General features: G+C 67.9%; 16 protein-coding genes. 15 read left to right on the top strand and 1 reads right to left on the bottom strand.

What is annotated here, in order from left to right:
* Positions 1–89: 89 nt before the first annotated feature.
* The 11 genes from dop (at position 90) to BRW65_RS07670 (ending at position 12,306) form a co-directional block, all read left to right on the top strand.
* The gene (gene dop / locus BRW65_RS07620) at positions 90–1,598 is read left to right on the top strand and encodes a pup deamidase/depupylase (RefSeq protein WP_073873153.1); all 1,509 of its coding nucleotides are present in this window, start codon (positions 90–92) and stop codon (positions 1,596–1,598) included.
* Between the two features lie 115 nt (positions 1,599–1,713).
* Positions 1,714–1,908: a ubiquitin-like protein Pup gene (locus BRW65_RS07625; RefSeq protein ID WP_073873156.1), complete on the top strand. Its 195-nt coding sequence runs from the start codon at positions 1,714–1,716 to the stop codon at positions 1,906–1,908.
* On the top strand, positions 1,905–2,798 hold the full coding sequence (gene prcB, locus BRW65_RS07630; protein ID WP_073873159.1) for a proteasome subunit beta: 894 nt from the start codon (positions 1,905–1,907) through the stop codon (positions 2,796–2,798). Before BRW65_RS07625 ends, prcB begins: the two co-directional genes overlap by 4 nt.
* Complete coding sequence (gene prcA / locus BRW65_RS07635) at positions 2,795–3,568, top strand: proteasome subunit alpha (RefSeq protein WP_073873162.1); 774 nt, start codon at positions 2,795–2,797, stop codon at positions 3,566–3,568. The genes prcB and prcA overlap by 4 nt, the downstream gene beginning before the upstream one ends.
* 179 nt (positions 3,569–3,747) lie before the next feature.
* The gene (gene pafA / locus BRW65_RS07640) at positions 3,748–5,106 is read left to right on the top strand and encodes a Pup--protein ligase (RefSeq protein WP_139272919.1); all 1,359 of its coding nucleotides are present in this window, start codon (positions 3,748–3,750) and stop codon (positions 5,104–5,106) included.
* A gap of 164 nt (positions 5,107–5,270) precedes the next feature.
* Positions 5,271–6,263: a helix-turn-helix transcriptional regulator gene (locus BRW65_RS07645; RefSeq protein WP_073873165.1), complete on the top strand. Its 993-nt coding sequence runs from the start codon at positions 5,271–5,273 to the stop codon at positions 6,261–6,263.
* On the top strand, positions 6,260–7,231 hold the full coding sequence (locus tag BRW65_RS07650) for a helix-turn-helix transcriptional regulator (protein ID WP_073873168.1): 972 nt from the start codon (positions 6,260–6,262) through the stop codon (positions 7,229–7,231). The genes BRW65_RS07645 and BRW65_RS07650 overlap by 4 nt, the downstream gene beginning before the upstream one ends.
* Before the next feature lie 72 nt (positions 7,232–7,303).
* Complete coding sequence (gene tatA, locus BRW65_RS07655; protein WP_073873171.1) at positions 7,304–7,591, top strand: Sec-independent protein translocase subunit TatA; 288 nt, start codon at positions 7,304–7,306, stop codon at positions 7,589–7,591.
* Between the two features lie 45 nt (positions 7,592–7,636).
* Positions 7,637–8,605: a twin-arginine translocase subunit TatC gene (tatC, locus tag BRW65_RS07660; RefSeq protein WP_139272920.1), complete on the top strand. Its 969-nt coding sequence runs from the start codon at positions 7,637–7,639 to the stop codon at positions 8,603–8,605.
* A 96-nt stretch (positions 8,606–8,701) separates the two neighbouring features.
* Positions 8,702–11,485, top strand: coding sequence for a DEAD/DEAH box helicase (locus BRW65_RS07665; protein WP_073873503.1), 2,784 nt, complete (start codon positions 8,702–8,704; stop codon positions 11,483–11,485).
* Positions 11,486–11,565: 80 nt separating this feature from the next.
* Complete coding sequence (locus BRW65_RS07670; RefSeq protein ID WP_073873175.1) at positions 11,566–12,306, top strand: DUF4333 domain-containing protein; 741 nt, start codon at positions 11,566–11,568, stop codon at positions 12,304–12,306.
* Between the two features lie 7 nt (positions 12,307–12,313).
* On the opposite strand, the gene BRW65_RS07675 is transcribed toward BRW65_RS07670, so the two are convergent.
* A complete protein-coding gene (locus BRW65_RS07675; protein WP_073873179.1) occupies positions 12,314–13,294 on the bottom strand; it encodes a 5'-3' exonuclease in 981 nt (326 codons plus the stop codon).
* A 102-nt stretch (positions 13,295–13,396) separates the two neighbouring features.
* Here BRW65_RS07675 and BRW65_RS07680 point away from each other — a divergent pair, with 102 nt between their 5' ends.
* The 4 genes from BRW65_RS07680 to BRW65_RS07705 all read left to right on the top strand — a co-directional run bounded on the left by BRW65_RS07680 (position 13,397) and on the right by BRW65_RS07705 (position 20,331).
* Complete coding sequence (locus BRW65_RS07680; RefSeq protein ID WP_073873183.1) at positions 13,397–14,524, top strand: M24 family metallopeptidase; 1,128 nt, start codon at positions 13,397–13,399, stop codon at positions 14,522–14,524.
* A 35-nt stretch (positions 14,525–14,559) separates the two neighbouring features.
* Entirely contained in the window at positions 14,560–16,815 is a 2,256-nt protein-coding gene (locus BRW65_RS07685; RefSeq protein ID WP_073873187.1) for an alpha/beta hydrolase-fold protein, read from the top strand.
* A gap of 89 nt (positions 16,816–16,904) precedes the next feature.
* Positions 16,905–19,712, top strand: coding sequence for an ADP-ribosyltransferase (locus tag BRW65_RS32180; protein ID WP_244168025.1), 2,808 nt, complete (start codon positions 16,905–16,907; stop codon positions 19,710–19,712).
* A gap of 397 nt (positions 19,713–20,109) precedes the next feature.
* Positions 20,110–20,331 carry a hypothetical protein gene (locus BRW65_RS07705; protein ID WP_073873198.1) on the top strand — a complete coding sequence of 74 codons (222 nt, stop codon included), beginning with the start codon at positions 20,110–20,112 and terminating at the stop codon, positions 20,329–20,331.
* Positions 20,332–20,339: the final 8 nt, after the last annotated feature.

The raw sequence follows: 20,339 nt of genomic DNA on the forward strand, positions 1-20,339 counted from the left end.
ATCCGGTCACCCTAGTGGCGCAGCGACCTCCTGCCCGGCAGATTTCCCCCTGCGCGAGGGCAGATCGTCGTCCGGCCTACGCTGAACGCATGCAACGGATTATCGGGACGGAGGTCGAGTACGGCATCTCGTCGCCGTCGGACCCGACCGCCAACCCGATCCTCACCTCGACCCAGGCGGTGCTGGCCTACGCGGCGGCCGCCGGCATTCAGCGCGCGAAGCGCACTCGCTGGGACTACGAGGTGGAATCACCGTTGCGGGACGCCCGCGGTTTCGACCTGAGCCGTTCGGCCGGGCCGCCGCCGGTGGTCGACGCCGACGAGGTCGGCGCGGCCAACATGATCCTGACCAACGGCGCGCGCCTCTACGTCGACCACGCCCACCCCGAGTACTCGGCGCCCGAGTGCACCGACCCGCTCGACGCGGTGATCTGGGACAAGGCCGGCGAACGCGTCATGGAGGCCGCGGCCAGGCACGTCGCCAGCGTGCCCGGGGCCGCCAAGTTACAGCTCTACAAGAACAACGTCGACGGCAAGGGCGCTTCTTACGGGTCGCACGAGAACTACCTGATGTCGCGGCAGACGCCGTTTTCGTCGATCATCGCGGGACTGACCCCTTTTCTGGTGTCTCGCCAGGTGGTGACCGGCTCCGGCCGGGTCGGCATCGGGCCCTCCGGTGACGAGCCCGGCTTCCAGCTGTCGCAGCGCTCGGACTACATCGAGGTCGAGGTCGGCCTCGAGACCACCCTCAAGCGCGGGATCATCAACACCCGCGACGAACCGCACGCCGACGCGGACCGGTACCGCCGGCTGCACGTCATCATCGGCGACGCCAACCTCGCCGAGACGTCGACCTACCTGAAGCTGGGCACGACGGCGCTGGTGCTGGATTTGATCGAGGTCGGCCCGGAACACGGGATCGACTTGAGTGACCTGGTACTGGCGCGGCCGGTGCACGCCGTCCATGCGATCAGCCGCGATCCGTCGCTGCGAGTCGCCGTGGCGCTGGCCGACGGGCGGGAATTGACGGGCCTTGCGTTGCAACGGATTTACCTGGATCGGGTGGCGAAGCTCGTCGACAGCCGTGACCCCGATCCCCGCGCGGCCGACATCGTGGAGACCTGGGCGCAGGTGCTCGACCAACTCGAGCGGGACCCGATGGAATGCGCCGAGGTGCTCGACTGGCCCGCCAAGCTGCGGCTGCTCGAGGGTTTCCGCCAGCGCGAGAACCTGAACTGGTCGGCGCCGCGGCTGCACCTCGTCGACCTGCAGTATTCCGATGTCCGGCTGGACAAGGGCCTGTACAACCGGCTCGTCGCCCGCGGTTCGATGAAGCGGCTGGTCACCGAGCACCAGGTGCTGGAGGCGGTGGACAACCCGCCGACCGACACGCGGGCGTACTTCCGCGGCGAGTGCCTGCGCAGGTTCGGCGCCGACATCGCCGCGGCCAGCTGGGACTCGGTGATCTTCGACCTCGGCGGTGATTCGTTGGTGCGCATTCCGACGCTGGAGCCGCTGCGGGGCAGCAAGGCGCACGTCGGGGCGCTGCTGGACTCGGTGGATAGCGCCGCGGAACTGGTTGAACAACTCACCAGCTGAGCCGGTTAAACCGGGGAACGCCGGCGTTGACCGGTAGGGTAGAGATACCAGCGAGCAGTGTGGCTTAAAGGCAAGCAAGCCGCTGAACAAGTTCAGATGAAGCAGGAGGCCGGCGATGGCTCAAGAGCAGACCAAGCGTGGCGGTGGTGGTGGCGACGACGACGATCTCGCCGACGGCACGGCCGCGGGCCAGGAGCGCCGCGAGAAGCTCGCCGAGGACACCGACGATCTGCTCGACGAGATCGACGACGTCCTCGAAGAGAACGCCGAAGATTTCGTCCGGGCGTACGTCCAAAAGGGCGGACAGTGACCTGGCCCTCCTCCGATCGCCTGTCCACTAACTTCCCATTCCCGGGTTCGGCCCTTTCCAGAAATCCCGCCGTAGACCTGTCGTCGTTTGCTGAATTCCTGCGCCGCCAGGCGCCGGAGCTGCTGCCGGCGAGCCTCGGCGGCAGCGCCCGTTCCGATGGGATGGGCTCGCAGCTGCCGCACGGCACCACGATCGTCGCCCTGAAATATCCGGGCGGCGTCGTCATCGCCGGGGACCGCCGCTCCACCCAGGGCAACATGATCGCCGGGCGCGACGTGAAAAAGGTGTATATCACCGATGACTACACCGCGACGGGCATCGCGGGCACCGCGGCGATCGCCGTCGAGTTCGCCCGCCTCTACGCCGTGGAACTCGAGCACTACGAAAAGCTCGAGGGAGTGCCGCTGACGTTTGCCGGCAAGGTGAACCGGCTGGCGATCATGGTGCGCGGAAACCTGGCCGCCGCGATGCAGGGCCTGGTGGCTCTACCGTTGCTGGCGGGCTACGACATCCACTCGCCTGACCCCGAGGGCGCCGGCCGGATCGTCTCGTTCGACGCCGCCGGCGGCTGGAACTTGGAGGAAGAGGGCTATCAGTCGGTGGGGTCGGGCTCGATCTTCGCCAAGTCCTCCATCAAGAAGTTGTACTCGCGGGTCGTCGACGCCGATTCCGCGGTGCGGGTGGCCGTCGAGGCGCTCTACGACGCCGCCGACGACGACTCCGCCACCGGCGGGCCCGACCTGGTGCGCGGCATCTACCCGACGGCGGTCACCATCGGCGCCGAGGGGGCGACCGAGGTGCCCGAGCGCCGAATCGCCGAGCTTGCCCGCGAGGTGATCGAAAGCCGCTCACGCGCAGACACTTTCGGCCCCGATGGCGGTGAGAAGTGAGTTTCCCGTATTTCATATCGCCCGAGCAGGCGATGCGCGAGCGCAGCGAGCTCGCCCGCAAAGGCATCGCACGCGGCAAGAGCGTGGTGGCGCTGGTCTACGCCGGAGGTGTGCTTTTCGTGGCGGAGAACCCGTCGCGATCCCTGCAGAAGATCAGTGAGCTCTACGATCGCGTGGGCTTCGCGGCCGCCGGCAAGTTCAACGAATTCGACAACCTGCGCCGCGGCGGAATCCAGTTCGCCGACACCCGGGGCTATGCCTATGACCGCCGCGACGTCACGGGACGCCAGCTGGCCAACGTGTACGCGCAAACCCTGGGCACCATCTTCACCGAGCAGGCCAAGCCGTACGAGGTGGAATTGTGCGTCGCCGAGGTCGCGCACTACGGCGAGACGAAACCACCTGAGCTGTACCGCATCACCTACGACGGGTCGATCGCCGACGAGCCGCACTTCGTGGTGATGGGCGGCACTACCGAGCCGATTACCACTGCGCTCAAGGATTCCTACGCCGAGAACGCCGACCTGCGCGAAGCGACCAAGATCGCCGTCAAGGCGCTGCGCGCCAGCGGCACGGACGGTTCCGGCGGGGATCAGCCCTCTCCGGACGTGGGCAGCCTGGAGGTCGCCATCCTGGACGTCAACCGGCCGCGACGCGCCTTCCGGCGCATCAACCGGGCCACGCTGGAAGGCCTGCTGCAAGAGGGCGATTCGAAGCAGCCGGGAACCAACGGCGAAGCGCGCGAATCCAACGGCGACTCCGCGGGCTGACTCGGGCCCACCTCGTCCGCTTTTCGCTATGGGCTGAACATCGGGGCCGCTGGTGTCGGAGCTGCCGACGTCCCGTTACGGTCCCCAAGTGCGGTCCTGGCGGGCCGCGCGAAACTCGTTCGCAACCGTAGGCGCGGCTTCCGCACCGTCCCGGTCGGACAACCAGTACCCTCGATTACGTGCAGCGACGAATTATGGGCATCGAGACCGAGTTCGGTGTCACCTGCACCTTCCACGGTCATCGCCGCCTGTCCCCGGACGAGGTCGCCCGCTATCTCTTCCGGCGGGTCGTGTCGTGGGGGCGCAGCTCCAACGTTTTTCTTCGCAACGGCGCCCGCCTGTACCTTGACGTGGGCAGTCACCCCGAGTACGCGACGGCCGAGTGCGACAGCCTGGTGCAGCTGGTCACCCATGACCGGGCCGGCGAATGGGTGCTGGAAGACCTGCTGATCGACGCCGAGCAGCGCCTGGCCGACGAGGGCATCGGTGGCGACATCTACCTGTTCAAGAACAACACCGACTCGGCCGGCAACTCCTACGGCTGCCACGAGAACTACCTGATTGTGCGGGCCGGTGAGTTCTCCCGGATCTCCGACGTGCTGCTGCCGTTCCTGGTTACGCGCCAGCTGATCTGCGGGGCCGGCAAGGTGCTGCAGACCCCTAAGGCGGCGACGTTCTGCCTGTCCCAGCGGGCCGAGCACATCTGGGAGGGCGTCTCCTCGGCCACCACCCGCAGCCGGCCGATCATCAACACCCGGGACGAGCCGCACGCCGACGCCGAGAAGTACCGGCGGCTGCACGTGATCGTCGGCGACTCCAACATGTGCGAGACCACCACCATGCTCAAGGTGGGAACCGCCGCGTTGGTGCTGGAGATGATCGAGGCCGGCGTCCCGTTCCGCGACTTCTCGCTGGACAACCCGATCCGCGCCATCCGCGAGGTCAGCCACGACGTCACCGGTCGGCGGCCCGTGCGGCTGGCCGGCGGCCGGCAGGCCAGCGCCCTGGACATCCAGCGCGAGTACTACACCCGTGCCGTCGAACACCTGCAGACCCGGGAGCCCAACGCCCAGATCGAGCAGGTCGTCGACCTGTGGGGGCGTCAGCTCGACGCCGTCGAGAGCCAGGACTTCGCCAAGGTGGACACCGAGATCGACTGGGTGATCAAGCGCAAGCTGTTCCAGCGCTACCAGGACCGCTACAACATGGAGTTGTCCGACCCCAAGATCGCTCAGCTGGACCTGGCCTACCACGACATCAAGCGCGGGCGCGGCGTGTTCGACCTGCTGCAGCGCAAGGGCCTGGCGGCCCGCGTCACCACCGACGAGGAGATCGCGGAGGCCGTCGACCACCCGCCGCAGACCACCCGGGCGCGGCTGCGCGGTGAGTTCATCAGCGCCGCTCAGGCCGCGGGCCGCGACTTCACCGTCGACTGGGTGCACCTCAAGCTCAACGACCAGGCCCAGCGGACCGTGCTGTGCAAGGACCCGTTCCGGGCGGTCGACGAGCGGGTCAAGCGGCTGATCGCCAGCATGTAGCTCGACCGCTCCGGTGCTCGAGCCACAAACTTGATATCGCGGGCGCTATCAAATCCGTCGAGCCGGTGGTCCCGGCGAACCCGTGACTGATGTGCCAATTGTGAAAATTGCGACGCGCCAACCGGTGCAGGCGCGCGGCGGGCGCCGGCTATAACCTGGTGCGAATGGCAACCTCGAAAGTCGAGCGGTTGGTCAATCTCGTCATCGCCCTGCTGTCCACCCGCGGCTACATCAGCGCGGAGAAGATCAGGTCCAGCGTGGCCGGTTACGCGGACAGCCCGAGCGCCGAGGCCTTCTCGCGCATGTTCGAGCGGGACAAGAACGAGCTGCGCGACCTGGGCATCCCGCTCGAGGTCGGCCGGGCGTCGGCGATGGATCCGACCGAGGGATACCGGATCAACCGGGACGCCTACGCGCTGCCGGCGGTCGAGCTGACCCCCGACGAGGCGGCCGCGGTAGCCGTCGCGACCCAACTGTGGGAGTCACCCGAATTGATCACCGCCACCCAGGGTGCGCTGCTCAAGCTGCGTGCCGCCGGCGTGGACGTCGACCCAGATGCGCCGGTGGCCATCGCCTCACCGGCCGGGGTGCCCGGGCTGCGCGGCTCGGAAGAGGTTCTCGGAGTCCTGCTGTCGGCCATCGATTCCCGGCAGGCGGTGCAATTCCCGCACCGGCCGTCGCGCGCCGAGCCGTACAGCCTGCGCACCGTGGAGCCGTGGGGCGTCGTCACCCAGAAGGGCCGCTGGTACCTGGTGGGGCACGATCGCGACCGCGACGCCACCCGCACCTTCCGGCTGTCGCGGATCGGCGCCGAGGTCCGGCCGATCGGGCCGCCCGGGGCGGTGGTGGTGCCCGCGGATGTGGACTTGCGCCAGATCGTGGCCCGGACGATCGCCGAGACGCCGACCGGTGGGCTGGCGCGGGTCTGGGTCGCCGACGGACGGGCCACCGCGCTGCGCCGCGCCGGGAGGTCTACCGGCACGCGGCAACTGGGCGACCGCGACGGCGAGGTGATCGAACTGGAGATCGGGTCCAGCGATCGGCTGGCGAGCGACATCGCCGGTTATGGGGCCGACGCGGTCGTGCTCGAGCCGCAGCAGCTGCGCGAGGACGTGCTGGCGCGGCTTCGCTCGCACGTGGACGGGGGGCTGTCGTGACTGCCATATCCACGCGCCTGATCCGGCTGCTCAACATGGTGCCGTACTTCCAAGCCAACCCGCGGGTCACCCGGACCAAAGCGGCCGCCGACCTCGGAGTGTCCGCCAAGCAACTGGAAGAGGATCTCAACCAGCTCTGGATGTGCGGGCTGCCCGGCTACTACCCGGGCGATTTGATCGACTTCCAGTTCGCCGGCGACACCATCGAGGTCACCTTCTCCGCGGGCATCGACCGGCCGCTGAAGCTCACCTCGCCGGAGGCCACCGGTCTGCTCGTGGCCCTGCGCGCGCTCGCCGACATTCCCGGCGTGGTGGATCCGGAGGCGGCGCGCAGCGCAATCGCCAAGATCGAGGCCGCGGCCGGCGCCGTCGGGCACGACGCCACCGGGTCGGCGGCTGCGGTCGCGGAGCAGGCGCCCGCGGAGAGCCACGCCGCGGCCGCGGTGCGCACGGCGGTGCAGTCCAAACACGCGCTGGCCATCGACTATTACTCCGCCTCGCACGACACCTTGACCAGCCGGATCGTCGACCCCATCCGCGTGCTGCTGATCGGCGGCCACAGCTACCTGGAGGCCTGGTCGCGGGAGGCCGAAGGGGTGCGGCTGTTCCGCTTCGACCGGATCGTCGACGCCACCGAGTTGGACGAGCCGGCCGCGCCACCCGAGCTGGCGCTGCAGGCGCCGCCGGACACATCCCTGTTCGACGGCGACCCGTCGCTCCCGTCGGCGAAGCTGCGGATCGCGCCGTCGGCGTCGTGGATGTTCGAGTACTACCCGATGCGCGAAGTGCGTGAGCTGCCGGACGGTTCCTGGGAGGCGGTGATGACCTACGCCTCCGAGGACTGGATGACCCGGCTGGTGCTGGGCTTCGGGGCTGCGGTGCGGGTGCTTGAACCGGAGTCCCTGGCAGGTCGTGTCCGGGGTGCGGCGGCGGAGGCCCTCGACTCCTACCGGGACCTCACCCCCTGAGGCCACGGCGCGGTCGGTCCGGTGTATCGCCGCACTGCGGTAGCATCGGGTAGACGTCTGGAGGTAATCAAAGTGGGCAGTCTTAGTCCGTGGCACTGGGCGATCCTCGCTGTGGTGGTGATCCTGCTCTTCGGTGCCAAGAAGCTCCCCGATGCAGCACGTTCGTTGGGCAAGTCGATGCGCATCTTCAAGTCTGAGCTGCGCGAAATGCAGACCGAGAACAAAGCCGAGTCGTCGGCTTTGGAGACCAACAGCACGACCAACAGCGCCCCCTCCGCGGCGAACCCCACTCCCGTGCAGTCGCAGCGCGTCGACGCTCCGGCGGCCGAGCAGGGGCACTCCGAAGCCCGCCCTGCGTAGCCCGTCGTCATCGTCGCGGGGCCCGAGCGCTACTGAACGAGCGTCGTGAAATTTTTCAAGGTTTCAGCGCGCACTGCCGGCGTGCTGAAGCGCCTAAATCCGCGTAACAGGCGCAGCCGAACCAATCCCGACGCGACGATGTCGCTCGTCGATCACTTGACCGAGCTGCGCACCCGGTTGCTGCTCTCGCTGGCCGCCATCCTGATCACCACGATCTTCGGGTTCTTCTGGTATTCGCACTCGATCTTCGGGCTGGAAAGCCTCGGCGAGTGGCTGCGCCACCCGTACTGCTCCCTGCCGCAGTCGGCGCGCGCCAGCATCAGCGCCGACGGCCAATGCCGGCTGCTGGCCACGGCGCCGTTCGACCAGTTCATGTTGCGGCTCAAGGTCGGGCTGACCGCCGGGGTGGTGCTGGCCTGCCCGGTGTGGTTCTACGAACTCTGGGCGTTCATCACGCCGGGGCTGTACCAAAAGGAGCGTCGCTTCGCGGTCGGATTCGTGATTCCCGCAGCGGTGCTGTTCGTCACGGGCGCGATCCTGGCCTACTTCGTGCTGTCCAAGGCGCTGGGCTTCTTGCTGACCGTCGGCAGCGACGTGCAGGTGACCGCGCTGTCCGGGGACCGGTACTTCGGGTTTCTGATCAACCTGTTGGTCGTGTTCGGCGTCAGCTTCGAATTCCCGTTGCTCATCGTCATGCTCAACATGACGGGTGTGCTGACCTATGAGCGGCTCAAGTCCTGGCGGCGCGGCCTGATCTTCGGGATGTTCGTGTTCGCCGCGGTTTTCACGCCCGGGTCCGACCCGTTCTCGATGACCGCGTTGGGCGTGGCGTTGTCGGTGCTCCTCGAGTTCGCCATCCAGATCGCCCGCCTGCATGACAGACGGAAGGCCAAGCGCGAGGCGCAGACCGCGATCCCCGACGACGAGGCCTCGGTGATCGAGGCGCCCGCACCGATACCCGAACCGGCGCGGGAGCCGTCGTTCACCGCCGGTCAGCATGACGATGTCACGTAGCCGCCCTTGGCGCGAGCGTGCGTGTCTGTGCACCGACACGCCGATGTCGATGTACATTTGCGCACCCTCGCCGGATCCGGCGGCGGCGTGACGGAGCTGACCGAGCTGCCCGAGCTGACCCGGTTCACCGCCGAATTGCCTTTCGCGCTCGACGGTTTCCAGCGGCGTGCATGCGCGGCGCTGGAACGAGGCCACGGCGTGCTGGTCTGCGCGCCGACCGGCGCCGGCAAGACGGTGGTGGGGGAGTTCGCCGTGCACCTGGCGCTGGCCGCCGGCGGCAAGTGCTTCTACACCACGCCACTCAAGGCGCTGAGCAATCAGAAGCACACCGATCTGACCGCGCGCTACGGCCGCGACCGGATCGGCCTGCTGACCGGTGACATGTCGGTGAACGCAGACGCTCCCGTGGTGGTGATGACCACCGAGGTGCTGCGCAACATGCTCTACGCCGATTCGCCTGCCCTGCAAGGGCTTTCCTATGTCGTGATGGACGAGGTGCATTTCCTGGCGGACCGGATGCGCGGCCCGGTGTGGGAGGAAGTGATCCTGCACCTGCCCGACGAGGTGCGCGTGGTCAGCCTGTCTGCCACGGTGAGCAACGCCGAGGAATTCGGCGGCTGGATCCAGACGGTGCGCGGCGATACGACCGTGGTGGTCGACGAGCATCGGCCGGTGCCATTGTGGCAGCACGTCTTGGTGGGCAAGCGGCTCTTCGACCTGTTCGACTACCGCAGCTCGGAAGCCGGCGGACAGCCGGTCGCCGGCCAGGAGTCACGCGTGAGCCCGGATCTGGTGCGCCACATCGCGCATCGGCGGGAGGCCGACCGGATGTCGGACTGGCAGCCGCGGCGAGGGCGCGGCGGACGCGGTGCGCCCGGTCGGCCGCGGTTCTACCGACCGCCCGGGCGGGCGGATGTGATCGCGACGCTGGACTCCGAGGGGCTGCTGCCGGCGATCACGTTCGTGTTCTCCCGCGCCGGCTGCGACGCCGCCGTGCAGCAGTGCCTGCGCTCGCCGCTCCGGTTGACCACCGAGGAGGAGCGGGCGCAGATCGCCGAGGTGATCGACCACCGCTGCGGTGATCTCGCCGACGCCGACCTGGCGGTGCTCGGGTACTACGAGTGGCGGGAGGGGCTGCTGCGCGGCCTGGCCGCCCACCACGCCGGGATGTTGCCGGTGTTCCGGCACACCGTCGAGGAGCTGTTCACCGCCGGTCTGGTAAAGGCGGTGTTCGCGACCGAGACCCTGGCGCTGGGCATCAACATGCCCGCCCGCACGGTGGTGCTCGAGCGGCTGGTCAAGTTCAACGGCGAGCAGCACATGCCGCTGACGCCGGGGGAGTACACGCAGCTGACCGGCCGCGCCGGGCGGCGCGGCATCGACGTCGAGGGCCACGCGGTAGTGCTGTGGAATCCCACCGACGAGAACACCGAGCCGGCCGCCGTGGCGGGCCTGGCCTCCACCCGCACCTTCCCGCTGCGCAGCTCGTTCGCCCCGTCGTACAACATGACGATCAACCTGGTGCAGCAGATGGGGCCCGAGCAGGCGCACCGACTGCTGGAGCAGTCGTTCGCCCAATATCAGGCCGACCGCTCTGTCGTCGGCCTGGTCCGCGGAATCGAGCGCGGCAACGCGATGCTCGCCGAGATCGCCGCCGAGCTGGGCGGCCCGCAGGCGCCGATCCTCGACTACGCGCGGCTGCGCGCCCGCATTTCCGAGATGGAGCGCGCGCAGTCCCGCGCGTCACGACTGCAACGCCGCCAGGCGGCCAGCGACGCGCTGGCCGCGCTGCGGCGCGGCGACATCATCAACATCACCCACGGTCGGCGCGGCGGGCTGGCGGTGGTGCTGGAATCGGCCCGCGACGGCGACGACCCGCGCCCGTTGGTGCTCACCGAAAACCGTTGGGCGGGGCGAATTTCCACGGCCGACTACTCGGGCGCGACGGCTCCGGTCGGATCGATGCCGTTGCCCAAGCGGGTCGAGCACCGCCAGCCGCGGGTGCGGCGCGACCTGGCATCGGCGCTGCGGTCGGCGGCCGCCGGGCTGGCCATTCCGGCCAGGCGCCGCGGCGGCCGCGGGGATCACGACGGCGCCTACGGTGGTTATCAGGACCCGGAATTGGCGTCGCTGCGGGACGAGCTGCGCCGACACCCGTCGCACAACAGCGCCGGGCTGGAGTCCAAAGTCCGGCAAGCCGAGCGCTACCTGCGCATCGAACGGGACAATGCGCAACTGGAGAAAAAGGTTGCCGCCGCGACGAATTCGCTGGCGCGGACGTTCGACAGGATCGTCGGCCTGCTCACCGAGCGTGCTTTCATCCAGGGTCCGGACACCGATCCACGCGTCACCGACGACGGCCGCCTGCTGGCCCGCATCTACAGCGAGAGCGACCTGCTGGTCGCCGAGTGCCTGCGCACCGGCGCGTGGGCCGATCTGAAGCCGCCCGAGCTGGCGGCGGTGGTCTCGGCGGTCCTGTACGAAAGCCGGGGTGGCGAAGGCCCGCGGGCGGCCTTCGCCGCCGAGGCGCCCACCCAGCGGGTCCGACAGGCGCTGCAGCAAACGTCACGGCTGTCGGATGCCCTACGCGCCGACGAGCAGACCCACCGGATCGCGCCGAGCCGGGAACCCGACGACGGCTTCGTCAACGTCATCTATCGCTGGGCCAAGACCGGCGACCTGCCCGCGGCCCTGGCGGCCGTCGACCCGGCGGGCGCAGGCTCGCCGCTGCTGGCGGGGGATTTCGTGCGCTGGTGCCGCCAGGTGCTGGATCTGTTGGACCAGGTCCGCAACGCCGCACCGGATGCTGAGTTGCGGGCAACGGCCAAGCGCGCCATCAATGACGTTCGGCGCGGCGTCGTAGCTGTTGACGCCGGGTAGGCTGTGCCGAAGCTACCGTAGATCCATCAATCACAACGCCGAGAGTGCGTGCCAAGACACTAAGGGGCTGAGGAGAGACGATGAGCGGACCGCAGGGACCGGAGCAGCAGTGGCAACCGCCCGGCCAAGGTAGCGATCAGTCCTCCGAGCCGACCCAGGTCGGTTCGCCGTGGCAGCAGCAACCGGGCCAGGAGGCGACGTGGCAGGCCCCGGCCTACACGCCGCCCGCCGAGTACCCGCAGTACCAGCAGCCGGCCGAACAGGCCTATCCGCAGCAATACCCGCAACAGCCCGGCTATGGGCAGCCTGGGCAGTACGCGCAGCCGGGCCAATACGGTCAGCCGGGGCAGTACGCGCAGCCCGGCCAGTACGGCCAGCCCGGCCAGTATGGTCAGCCGGGCCAGTATGGTCAGCCAGGGCAGTACGGCCAGCCGGGCCAGTACCCGCAGCAGTACCCGCCCTACGAGCAGCAGCCGGCGAAGAAGCGGTCGGTCGCCCTGATCGCCGGCGTGGGCGGGGTGATCGCCTTTCTGCTCATCGCCGTGGTGCTGGTGCTCGGCTTCTGGGAGCCCGGGTTCTTCGTCACCACCAAGCTGGACGTCAACAAGGCGCAGGCCGGTGTGCAGCAGGTCCTTTCCGACGAGACCAACGGCTACGGCGCCAAGAACGTCCAAAACGTCAAGTGCAACCACGGTCAGAACCCGACCGTCAAGAAGGGCGCAACGTTCGACTGCGACGTCAGCATCGATGGTGCCCCGAAACACGTCACGGTGACCTTCCAGGACAGCAAGGGCACCTACGAGGTAGGCCGCCCGCAGTAGTAGTCGGTCACTCCGGCAGCGCGTCGAGCGCTTTCTGCAACCGCCCTATCGACGACCCGACGCCCAGTTCGGTCGCCAGCTTCGCGGTGCGGTGCGGGTCGTCGGCCGCCAGGGGCAGCGCGTCGGTCGGGGTCGACAGCCTGACCGGTGCGTCGGTGGCCACCCGCACGACTTGTTCCGCGGCGTCGATGTAGTCCGTCGCGCCCAGCAGTTTCGAGCGCAGACCCTTGGGCATCTTCGATTTCGGGTCGCGGGCGGCCGCCAGGATCCGTTCCAGCGACCCGTGCTGGGCCAGCAGGGTGGCGGCCGTCTTCTCCCCGACGCCGGGGACGCCCGGCAGGCCATCGGACGGATCGCCGCGCATCAGCGCGAACTCGGCGTAAGCGGGGCCCGCCCGGTGTTTCGGCACGCCATAATGTTCGGCGACCTCCGCCGGTCCGAACAGGGTGGCTTTGGTCAGCCCCCGGCCCAGATAAAGCACTCGGACCGGCACCGGGTCGTCGGACACCACCTGCAGCAGGTCGCGGTCGCCGCTGACCACCACCACGGGGTCACGGCGTTCGCGCGCGGCCAGCGTGCCCAGCACATCGTCGGCCTCGAAACCCTCGGCGCCCGCCGTCGGGATCCCGAAGGCGTCCAGCAGCTCCATGATCATGTCGATCTGCGGCGTCAGGTCGTCGGGCACCTCCTCGATGTCCGGTTCGCCCTCGGGCTCCGGTTCCGCGACGCGATGCGCCTTATAGGACGGCACGAGGTCCACCCGGAACTGGGGCCGCCAATCCAGGTCCAGGCAGACCACCAACCGGCTGGGACGCTGCTGGCTGATCACGACGGCCATCGAGTCGATGAACCCCCGGACGGCGTTGACCGGCCGGCCGTCGGGGGAGGTGATCGACGACGGCACCCCGAAATACGACCGGAACCACATGCTGGCCCCGTCGAGCAGCAATAGCGGCGGGTCGCCGCTGGTACCTGGGGCCGATCGCATCCCGGTATCGTCTCACGTCGCCGAGCGTCGACTTGTTGTCGGCCGTCCGTTCGAATGGACACAACAAGTCGACGCTGGGCCCACCGGGTTAGCCTGGCTGCCATGGAATCTCATCGGTTCGACGCCGGGGTGTATGCCCACCGGCTGGCGGCGGCCGCCGCCGCGACCGCCGACGCGGGGTTGTCCGGGCTGGTGATCACCCCCGGGTACGACCTGCGCTATCTCGTGGGGTCGCGCGCCCAGACGCTCGAGCGGTTCACCGCGCTGGTACTGCCGGCGGTCGGCGACCCGACGGTGGTCGTCCCGCGGCTGGAGCTGGCCTCGCTCAAGGGGTCCGCCATTGCGGAACTGGGGCTGGCGGTGCGGGATTGGGTCGACGGGGACGACCCCTACCAACTGGTGGGCGCCGCGTTGGGCGGTGCTCCATCCGCGACCGCCGTCACCGACTCCATGCCGGCCCTGCACCTGCTGCCGCTGGCCGGTGTCCTCGGGGTCCTGCCGATCCTGGCTACCGACGTCATGCGGGAGCTGCGGATGGTCAAGGAGGAATGCGAGATCGACGCCCTGCGCAAAGCCGGCGCGGCCATCGATCGCGTACATGCGCGGGTGCCGGAGTTTCTGGTCCCCGGCCGGACGGAGGCCGATGTGGCCGCCGACATCGCGGAAGCAATTGTGGCCGAAGGGCATTCGGAAGTGGCATTCATCATCGTCGGTTCCGGGCCGCACAGCGCCGACCCGCACCACGGCTATTCGGACCGTGAACTGCAGGTGGGTGACATCGTCGTCATCGACATCGGCGGCGCCTACGAGCCCGGATACCACTCCGACTCGACGCGCACCTACAGCATCGGTGATCCGGAACCGGAAGTGGCACAGCAGTATTCGGCGCTCCAGCGGGCGCAGCGGGCGGCCGTGGACGCGGTGCGCCCGGGCGTGACGGCCGAACAAGTCGACGCGGCCGCGCGCGATGTGCTGGCCGACGCCGGACTCGCGGAGGTCTTCGTGCACCGCACCGGCCACGGCATCGGGCTATCCGTGCACGAGGAGCCCTACATCGTCGCGGGCAACGACCTGCCGCTCGCCGCTGGCATGGCCTTCTCGATCGAGCCGGGCGTTTACTTTCCGGGCCGGTGGGGCGCCCGCATCGAGGACATCGTCGTCGTGACCGAAGACGGCGCCCTGCCCGTCAACAACCGGCCCCACGAGCTCATCGTGGTGCCCGTGCCGTAGCAGCCGAGGCCCACCGGCGCGTACGTTGGGGCTTGATGTCACTTCTGGATTTGACTCTCCTTCCGATCCGCATCGCCCGCCACATCGCCGACACGCTGGCGCATCCCGCCGCGACGGCACCGGCACCTCCAGCTGACCTCGTCGTGGTCGACGGCATGCCCGAGGGGGTGCCGCCGGCGGCGCTGCGCCCGGAGCCGCAGTTACCGGTGCCGTCGGGATGGCCGTTCGGGGAAGACTTTCCACGCACGTGCGGCGCGGGCCGCCTGGCCGGCGGCGCCCTGTTTTGGACCGACTTCCTGTACGACGACCACGGCGCGACCGGCCTGCCGATCGGCGACCTGAAGGTGCAGGCGCCGCCGCGCGGCACCTACATCTATCCGGACGGCCCGGCGGCCCGCAACGGCGCCGACATCTTCCGTGTGGCGGTCGGGCTCACCACGACCGACACGTGGTGGCGGATCGACTGGAACACCTTGCTGGACGCGTCGGTTCCCATCGCGCTATTCGGCCTGGACACCCACCCGACCCGGACGGCGCCGGAGCAGTGGCCCGCGGGGGCCGGGGTGCGCTCGGCCGGGATCGACATGGCCCTGCTGGTCTCGGGCCGTAGCGCCGCGCTGATCGACCTGACCACGCAGTCGACGACACCGGTGCAGCACAGCGTCGACCTGGGATCCCGATCGTTTCTCGCGCGGGTGCCACGGACCTTGCTGGAGCCGGCCCGCACCTGGACGGTGCGGTTGGCAGCCGGGTTGGCCAATGCGGCGGGCGATGGGTTCGCCGACGTGCCCGCCGAGCATGGCGCCCTGCCCGGGCAACCCAACGTCTACAACGTCGCGTTCCGCACCACCGAGCAAGAGGCGCCGCGCCTCAATTTCTGGTCGGACTCCGCCCAGGCCGACGCCTTGACGCGCGGCGACGTGTCGAAGTTCGCCCTGACCGTGGACTGGGACCGGTTGGCGGCCGGGGACACCGAGCCCGAGCCGGTGATCACCGGTCCGTCGACGCGGTGGTACGTGTCGTCGGTCGAGCTGGGCCAGGGTGTGGCCGCCGACGACATTTTGAGCACCCAGCCGCAGTTCCTCGGTCGGGTGCAGCCGTATTCGGTGTGCCTGCCTTCGAGTTTCAAGCCGGGCCGGATGCTGCCGTTGACACTGTTGCTGCATTCGCTGGCGCTCGGGCAGAGCCAGTTCGCCGCGATCGACCCCCGCCTGCTGCACCAAGTGTGCGAGGCGCGCGACTCGGTGGTGATCACGCCGCTCGCCCGCGGCCCGTCGACGTGGTACTTCGACACGGGAGAACTCGACGTCTGGGAGGTGTGGGCGCGCGTCGCCGAACAACTGGGCACCGATCCCAATCGCACGGTGATCTCCGGCTACTCGATGGGCGGCTATGCGGCCTACAAGCTGGGATTGACCTACCCGCAAGTGTTTTCGCAAGCGGTCGTGCTCGCGGGGCCGCCGACCTGCGGGGTACGGCTGCTTCCCGACGTCGACATCCCGGCCGACCTCGACCCGGACTCTCGCTGTGCCCGCGAGGGCGACACCTGGAAGCTCCTGGTGAACGCCCGCTGGCTGCCCTATGTCATCGCACACGGGCTGGTCGACGAACTCGTGCCGCTCCCGTCGGCGGCCGAGCAGGTGCTCGAACTCGACCGGCTGGGCTACCGGCACCGCTTCACGGTGTATCCGTTCGAGGACCACATCGCCTGGGTGTTGCAGGACAAGTTCGAAGACCCGATCGCCCACATGGAAACCGGTCTGCGCCAGGCCGATCCGGGCCACATCACGTTCGCCTGGCATCCGCAATTGGTGCGCGACGACCTGGGCATCGGGCCGCATCGGGTCTGGTGGTTGTCGGGCCTGAGCGCGGACCCGGCGGTGACCGCGCGGCGTGGGGCCATCGCCGAAGTCGACGCACGTTCGTATGCGCGCCCCGACCCCTCACACACCGTTCGGCATCATCGCGGGTTCATCCTGAACTTCGACCCAACCCCTAGCGTGTACAGCGAGTTGGACTGGCGGGTGGGCCCGCCCGTGGGTCCGTTGCCGTATCTCACGCTGCGGCTCACCGGCGTCGCCGACATCACGGTGGATGTCCAGCGGGCCGGCCTGGCCGCGTTGCCCGCGTCGACGATCACCGTGGCCACCGACACCGCCGCGCGGATCACCCTGGGCGGCTTGCCCGCCGGGGTCAGGGTCCAACTCGACGGTGAGCCGGCGGAACCGACCTTGGCGGTGTCGGTGGGGCGGCACCGCATCACGCTGACCGCGCGGGCTGTTGATGAATGAGTTGTGGCTTTTCGGTGATCCTCGCTAGCGTTTCAAAGCCAGCATTGGGTGAATAGCGGCGGCGTGCGGTCTCGGCGAGAATTTCGCGCGTGGCTCCGTTGGTCGTCGATCCCGAGGCGATGTTCGCTGCGGGCAGCGCGGTGGATGCTGTCGGCGAGGGGCTGGCCGCCAATCTGACGATATTGACGGCTGGCTTTTCGGCGCACACCGGTGTTGACCGGGCCGGCGAGGTGTTCGGCTTGGCGTATCAAGAGAAGGCCGAGTCGGTGCTCAAGGCGGCCGCTGCCGCCGTCAACGCTTGCCGCAAAAGCGGCGCCGTCATCCAGCAAGGCGCCTCGAACTACTCCCACGTCGACGCGGCTTCGACGCTGGGCGGCGGAAGCGGAGCTTTAGAACCACCATCCCCGCCGGCCGAGCTTGCCGCACCCAGGCCGCCTGGGACGTGGGGGCCGGGCCAGCCGCCCCCACCGCTGTGGTCGCTCGTCCAATCGTTCGTCCTCGAGGCGTGGCCCGACGGCGATGTGGCGGGTCTGCGTGCGGCCGCATCTCGTTGGCGTGCCTTCGGTACGGCGGCCAGAGGTGTCAACGGAACTCTCGCTGCATCGAAGACGCTCTTCGACGGTCAACACGTCCCTGAAGGCGACCATATCGACAGGGCCTTGACTGAAATTGGCCATAGCACAGCGGCTATCGGTCAGCTGTGTGACGCGCTGGCCCGTACCATCGACACGTTTGCCAACAGGGTCGACCACGCGCAACGTGCGATACGGGATCTGCTGCATCGCATCGAGTCGCTGGGCGACCTCGGTCACGACGTCATGCTCATCATCCACGGTGACGCTTGGGATGAGATCAAGCAGATCGTCAAGGACATCAACGCGGTGCTGCAGCATCTCGGGCAGGAAGCCAGGGCCTGCGAGGACGCGATCAAGTTCGTCGTGCAAGCGGCCGATCGCGAGGTCGTCACATGCGAAAAGTACGCGCGCCGTGGCCTCGTCAAATTTCTCGGTGAGGACGTCGGTAACGCGGTCGCCACCGTAGCCGACACCTGGATCAACGCCCATGAGGGTGTCCTCAAAGGTGCCGCCGGCATCGGGCTGGGTCTCGTCGACCTGAGCCCGCACTGGATCGCCGCCGATCCACACGGAGCGGCCGCCACCTGGACCGGCTTGGTGAAAAACAGCTGGAAAGAAAGTCTCATCAATGCCGCGGTCAATCCCAAAGAATTCTCGGAAGCGCGCCTGCAGGAGCTGAAAGGCCTTGTACACGCCGAGGATTGGAGTACGGCTCGGCCCGGATTGGGCGCCGGTGAAGTAGCGTTCGACGGTGCCACGCTGATCGCCCCGGGCCTCGGAGAGGCGGGTGCGGCGGCCGATGGCGTGGGAGCCGCTGCGCGCGGCGCTGAGGAGGAGGCGGAAGCCGCGCGTGGGGCTGCTGGACGTGCCGGTGGGGAAGGCGCGGCGGGAGCGCGCGGCGCGCTGACCGACATCACCAAGGCCGGCGGCGATGTGACCAAGAACCTCGAAGGGGCTACGGCTGATCTGCCGGAAATCAAAGCACCTGGCGCTCCCGTGGGTTTGCCAGCCGGCAAGTCGCTCGAGGCGCCCGTCGAGGCGACACCACACCCGGCCGAGGGTGTGCCGGGTGCGGCGCACGGCCCGACTGATCCGCCAGGGTCAACGCCCCCCGAGGCTTCGTCACCCGCGGCTGGGGGTGGTCCGCACGACGCGGTTTCGGAGCCCGCGGCACCAGCGCCCGCGAGTGGTGGTGGTCCTCACGAGCGGCTGTCGCCTGCCGAGGCGCGGATGGAGGGTCAACCTGAGCCCTCGCCCGAAGCAAGTCCGCGCGAAGCAGCTTCCATGCCGGGAACCGGTACGCACGACCCCACATCGCTGCCCGCGGAAGGTCCTCAAGAACCAGCAGCGAAAGCTGCTGCGGCCCCGCACGAGACCCCTTCGGTGCAAGCGGAACGGCCGCATGAACCGATGGCAGTCCACCACGGCCGTGCGACTCTTACCTCTGTGCCCGCGACTATGGCTGAGCGGGTGCCGTCTTCCATCCCACAGTTGGCCGACCATTCGCCCGGTCACGCACCAGCACAGCCTGGCGCATCACCTGTCGAACCAGCGCCAGTTGTTCCGAACTCAGCGCAACCCACTTCGGTGGCGAAGTCGGCCTCACATTCGTCACCTCCCGGCGGTGGCCCGGGCGAAACACCGGCGCCAGGTCGCAGTCCGCATGTGTCCGGTGACGGGGGGCCTAGCAGCGGTCAGCCAAAACCACCGTTCGATGGTTTGTCAAAGCCTGGCGAGACCGTCCCGCTTGGCTACACCCCAGCAAAACTGCCGCCCCACGACGGTGGGCCTCCTGCACCCGGCGCCAAGGGTGGCCAGCACGACGGTCCGGTTGAAGGCGGCCATGATGGAGGCCTGCCAGGCCCGCTGAACGCAGATGATCTCTCCGCATTTGCTGACTACACTGGTATGGGCCACAGAGGCCTAAACGAGGCGTTAAGGAGCGGAGCTTTGGACGCGTCTCAAGTCGCTCGAGTTGAAGCACTTATGAATGCGTTGAAAAAACTCCCTCCGTATGAAGGACCAGTGGTCCGTGGCACAAATCTCCCGCCCGAGGTACTTGCTCAGTATCGGCCAGGCGAATACATCGTGGAAAAAGCGTTTCTAAGTACTACAAGAAATCCAGTGGTGGCGCAGTCGTCCGCGTTCGCCGGGAACGTCGAGTTCAGGATTGTGTCGCTTAGCGGCCGTGACGTGTCCGCTGTTTCGATGTTTCCGGGGGAGCAGGAGATTTTATTTCCGGCGCATACAAGGTTTTTGGTATTAAGAAAAACAATCGACTCGCGAACCGGTCGGACAATTATCGACATGGTCGAAGATTAAACTAATGAAATCGACCAACGCTCAAAGGAGGCGCAATTGAGAGAGATCGCGGGAAAAATATTCTTAACGCGAGAAGAGGCGGGTACCCCACCGCCTTCGCCGGAAAAGCTTGCGCGTGCACGACAACTACTCGATGAGTTTCAGGAGAAGGTAGATGCGGTAGCCGACGAGGATCGGCCTACGGAGATCTCGCCAAAATTTTGGGACGACATTTCGGGTACCGAGTACGACCCGCGAAGGAAAGATGGATAGGCGCCAACTCAAGTACGTGGCAGCCGAGCACGACGAACTTCTTCTGCGGAAGCCGGGCGCTGCTGCGGAACATCGGTATAGGCGCAATTAATCGAAAGCACCTTGGCAAGCGAGAGCACGAATCCAGTACGCGATTCGAGGGATCATGACGAAGAGGAAAATCGCGGGAAAGACCTTCTCCACGCCGGAAGAGGCGGGCGTGACTCCGCCTACAGAAGAGGAGTTGGCAGAGGCGCGCAGGAGTTTCGATGAATTTGAGCAGAAAATAAGCGCTGTAGCTCCGGAAGACAGGCCGACCGACGTCTCGCCAAAATTCTGGGACGACATATCCGGTACCGAGTACGATCCGCGGAGGAAAGATAGCTAAGCGACGAA

Source organism: Mycobacterium paraffinicum, from assembly GCF_001907675.1.
GTDB classification, from domain to species: Bacteria; Actinomycetota; Actinomycetes; order Mycobacteriales; family Mycobacteriaceae; genus Mycobacterium; species Mycobacterium paraffinicum_A.

What these genes read in the sequence shown, in the direction of transcription:
- BRW65_RS07675 (WP_073873179.1), bottom strand. Translation starts at nt 13,294, where the DNA reads ATGCGATCGGCCCCAGGTACCAGCGGCGACCCGCCGCTATTGCTGCTC.
- BRW65_RS07685 (WP_073873187.1), top strand. Translation starts at nt 14,560, where the DNA reads ATGTCACTTCTGGATTTGACTCTCCTTCCGATCCGCATCGCCCGCCAC.
- BRW65_RS07625 (WP_073873156.1), top strand. Translation starts at nt 1,714, where the DNA reads ATGGCTCAAGAGCAGACCAAGCGTGGCGGTGGTGGTGGCGACGACGAC.
- dop (WP_073873153.1), top strand. Translation starts at nt 90, where the DNA reads ATGCAACGGATTATCGGGACGGAGGTCGAGTACGGCATCTCGTCGCCG.
- BRW65_RS07645 (WP_073873165.1), top strand. Translation starts at nt 5,271, where the DNA reads ATGGCAACCTCGAAAGTCGAGCGGTTGGTCAATCTCGTCATCGCCCTG.
- BRW65_RS07705 (WP_073873198.1), top strand. Translation starts at nt 20,110, where the DNA reads ATGACGAAGAGGAAAATCGCGGGAAAGACCTTCTCCACGCCGGAAGAG.
- BRW65_RS07670 (WP_073873175.1), top strand. Translation starts at nt 11,566, where the DNA reads ATGAGCGGACCGCAGGGACCGGAGCAGCAGTGGCAACCGCCCGGCCAA.
- BRW65_RS07680 (WP_073873183.1), top strand. Translation starts at nt 13,397, where the DNA reads ATGGAATCTCATCGGTTCGACGCCGGGGTGTATGCCCACCGGCTGGCG.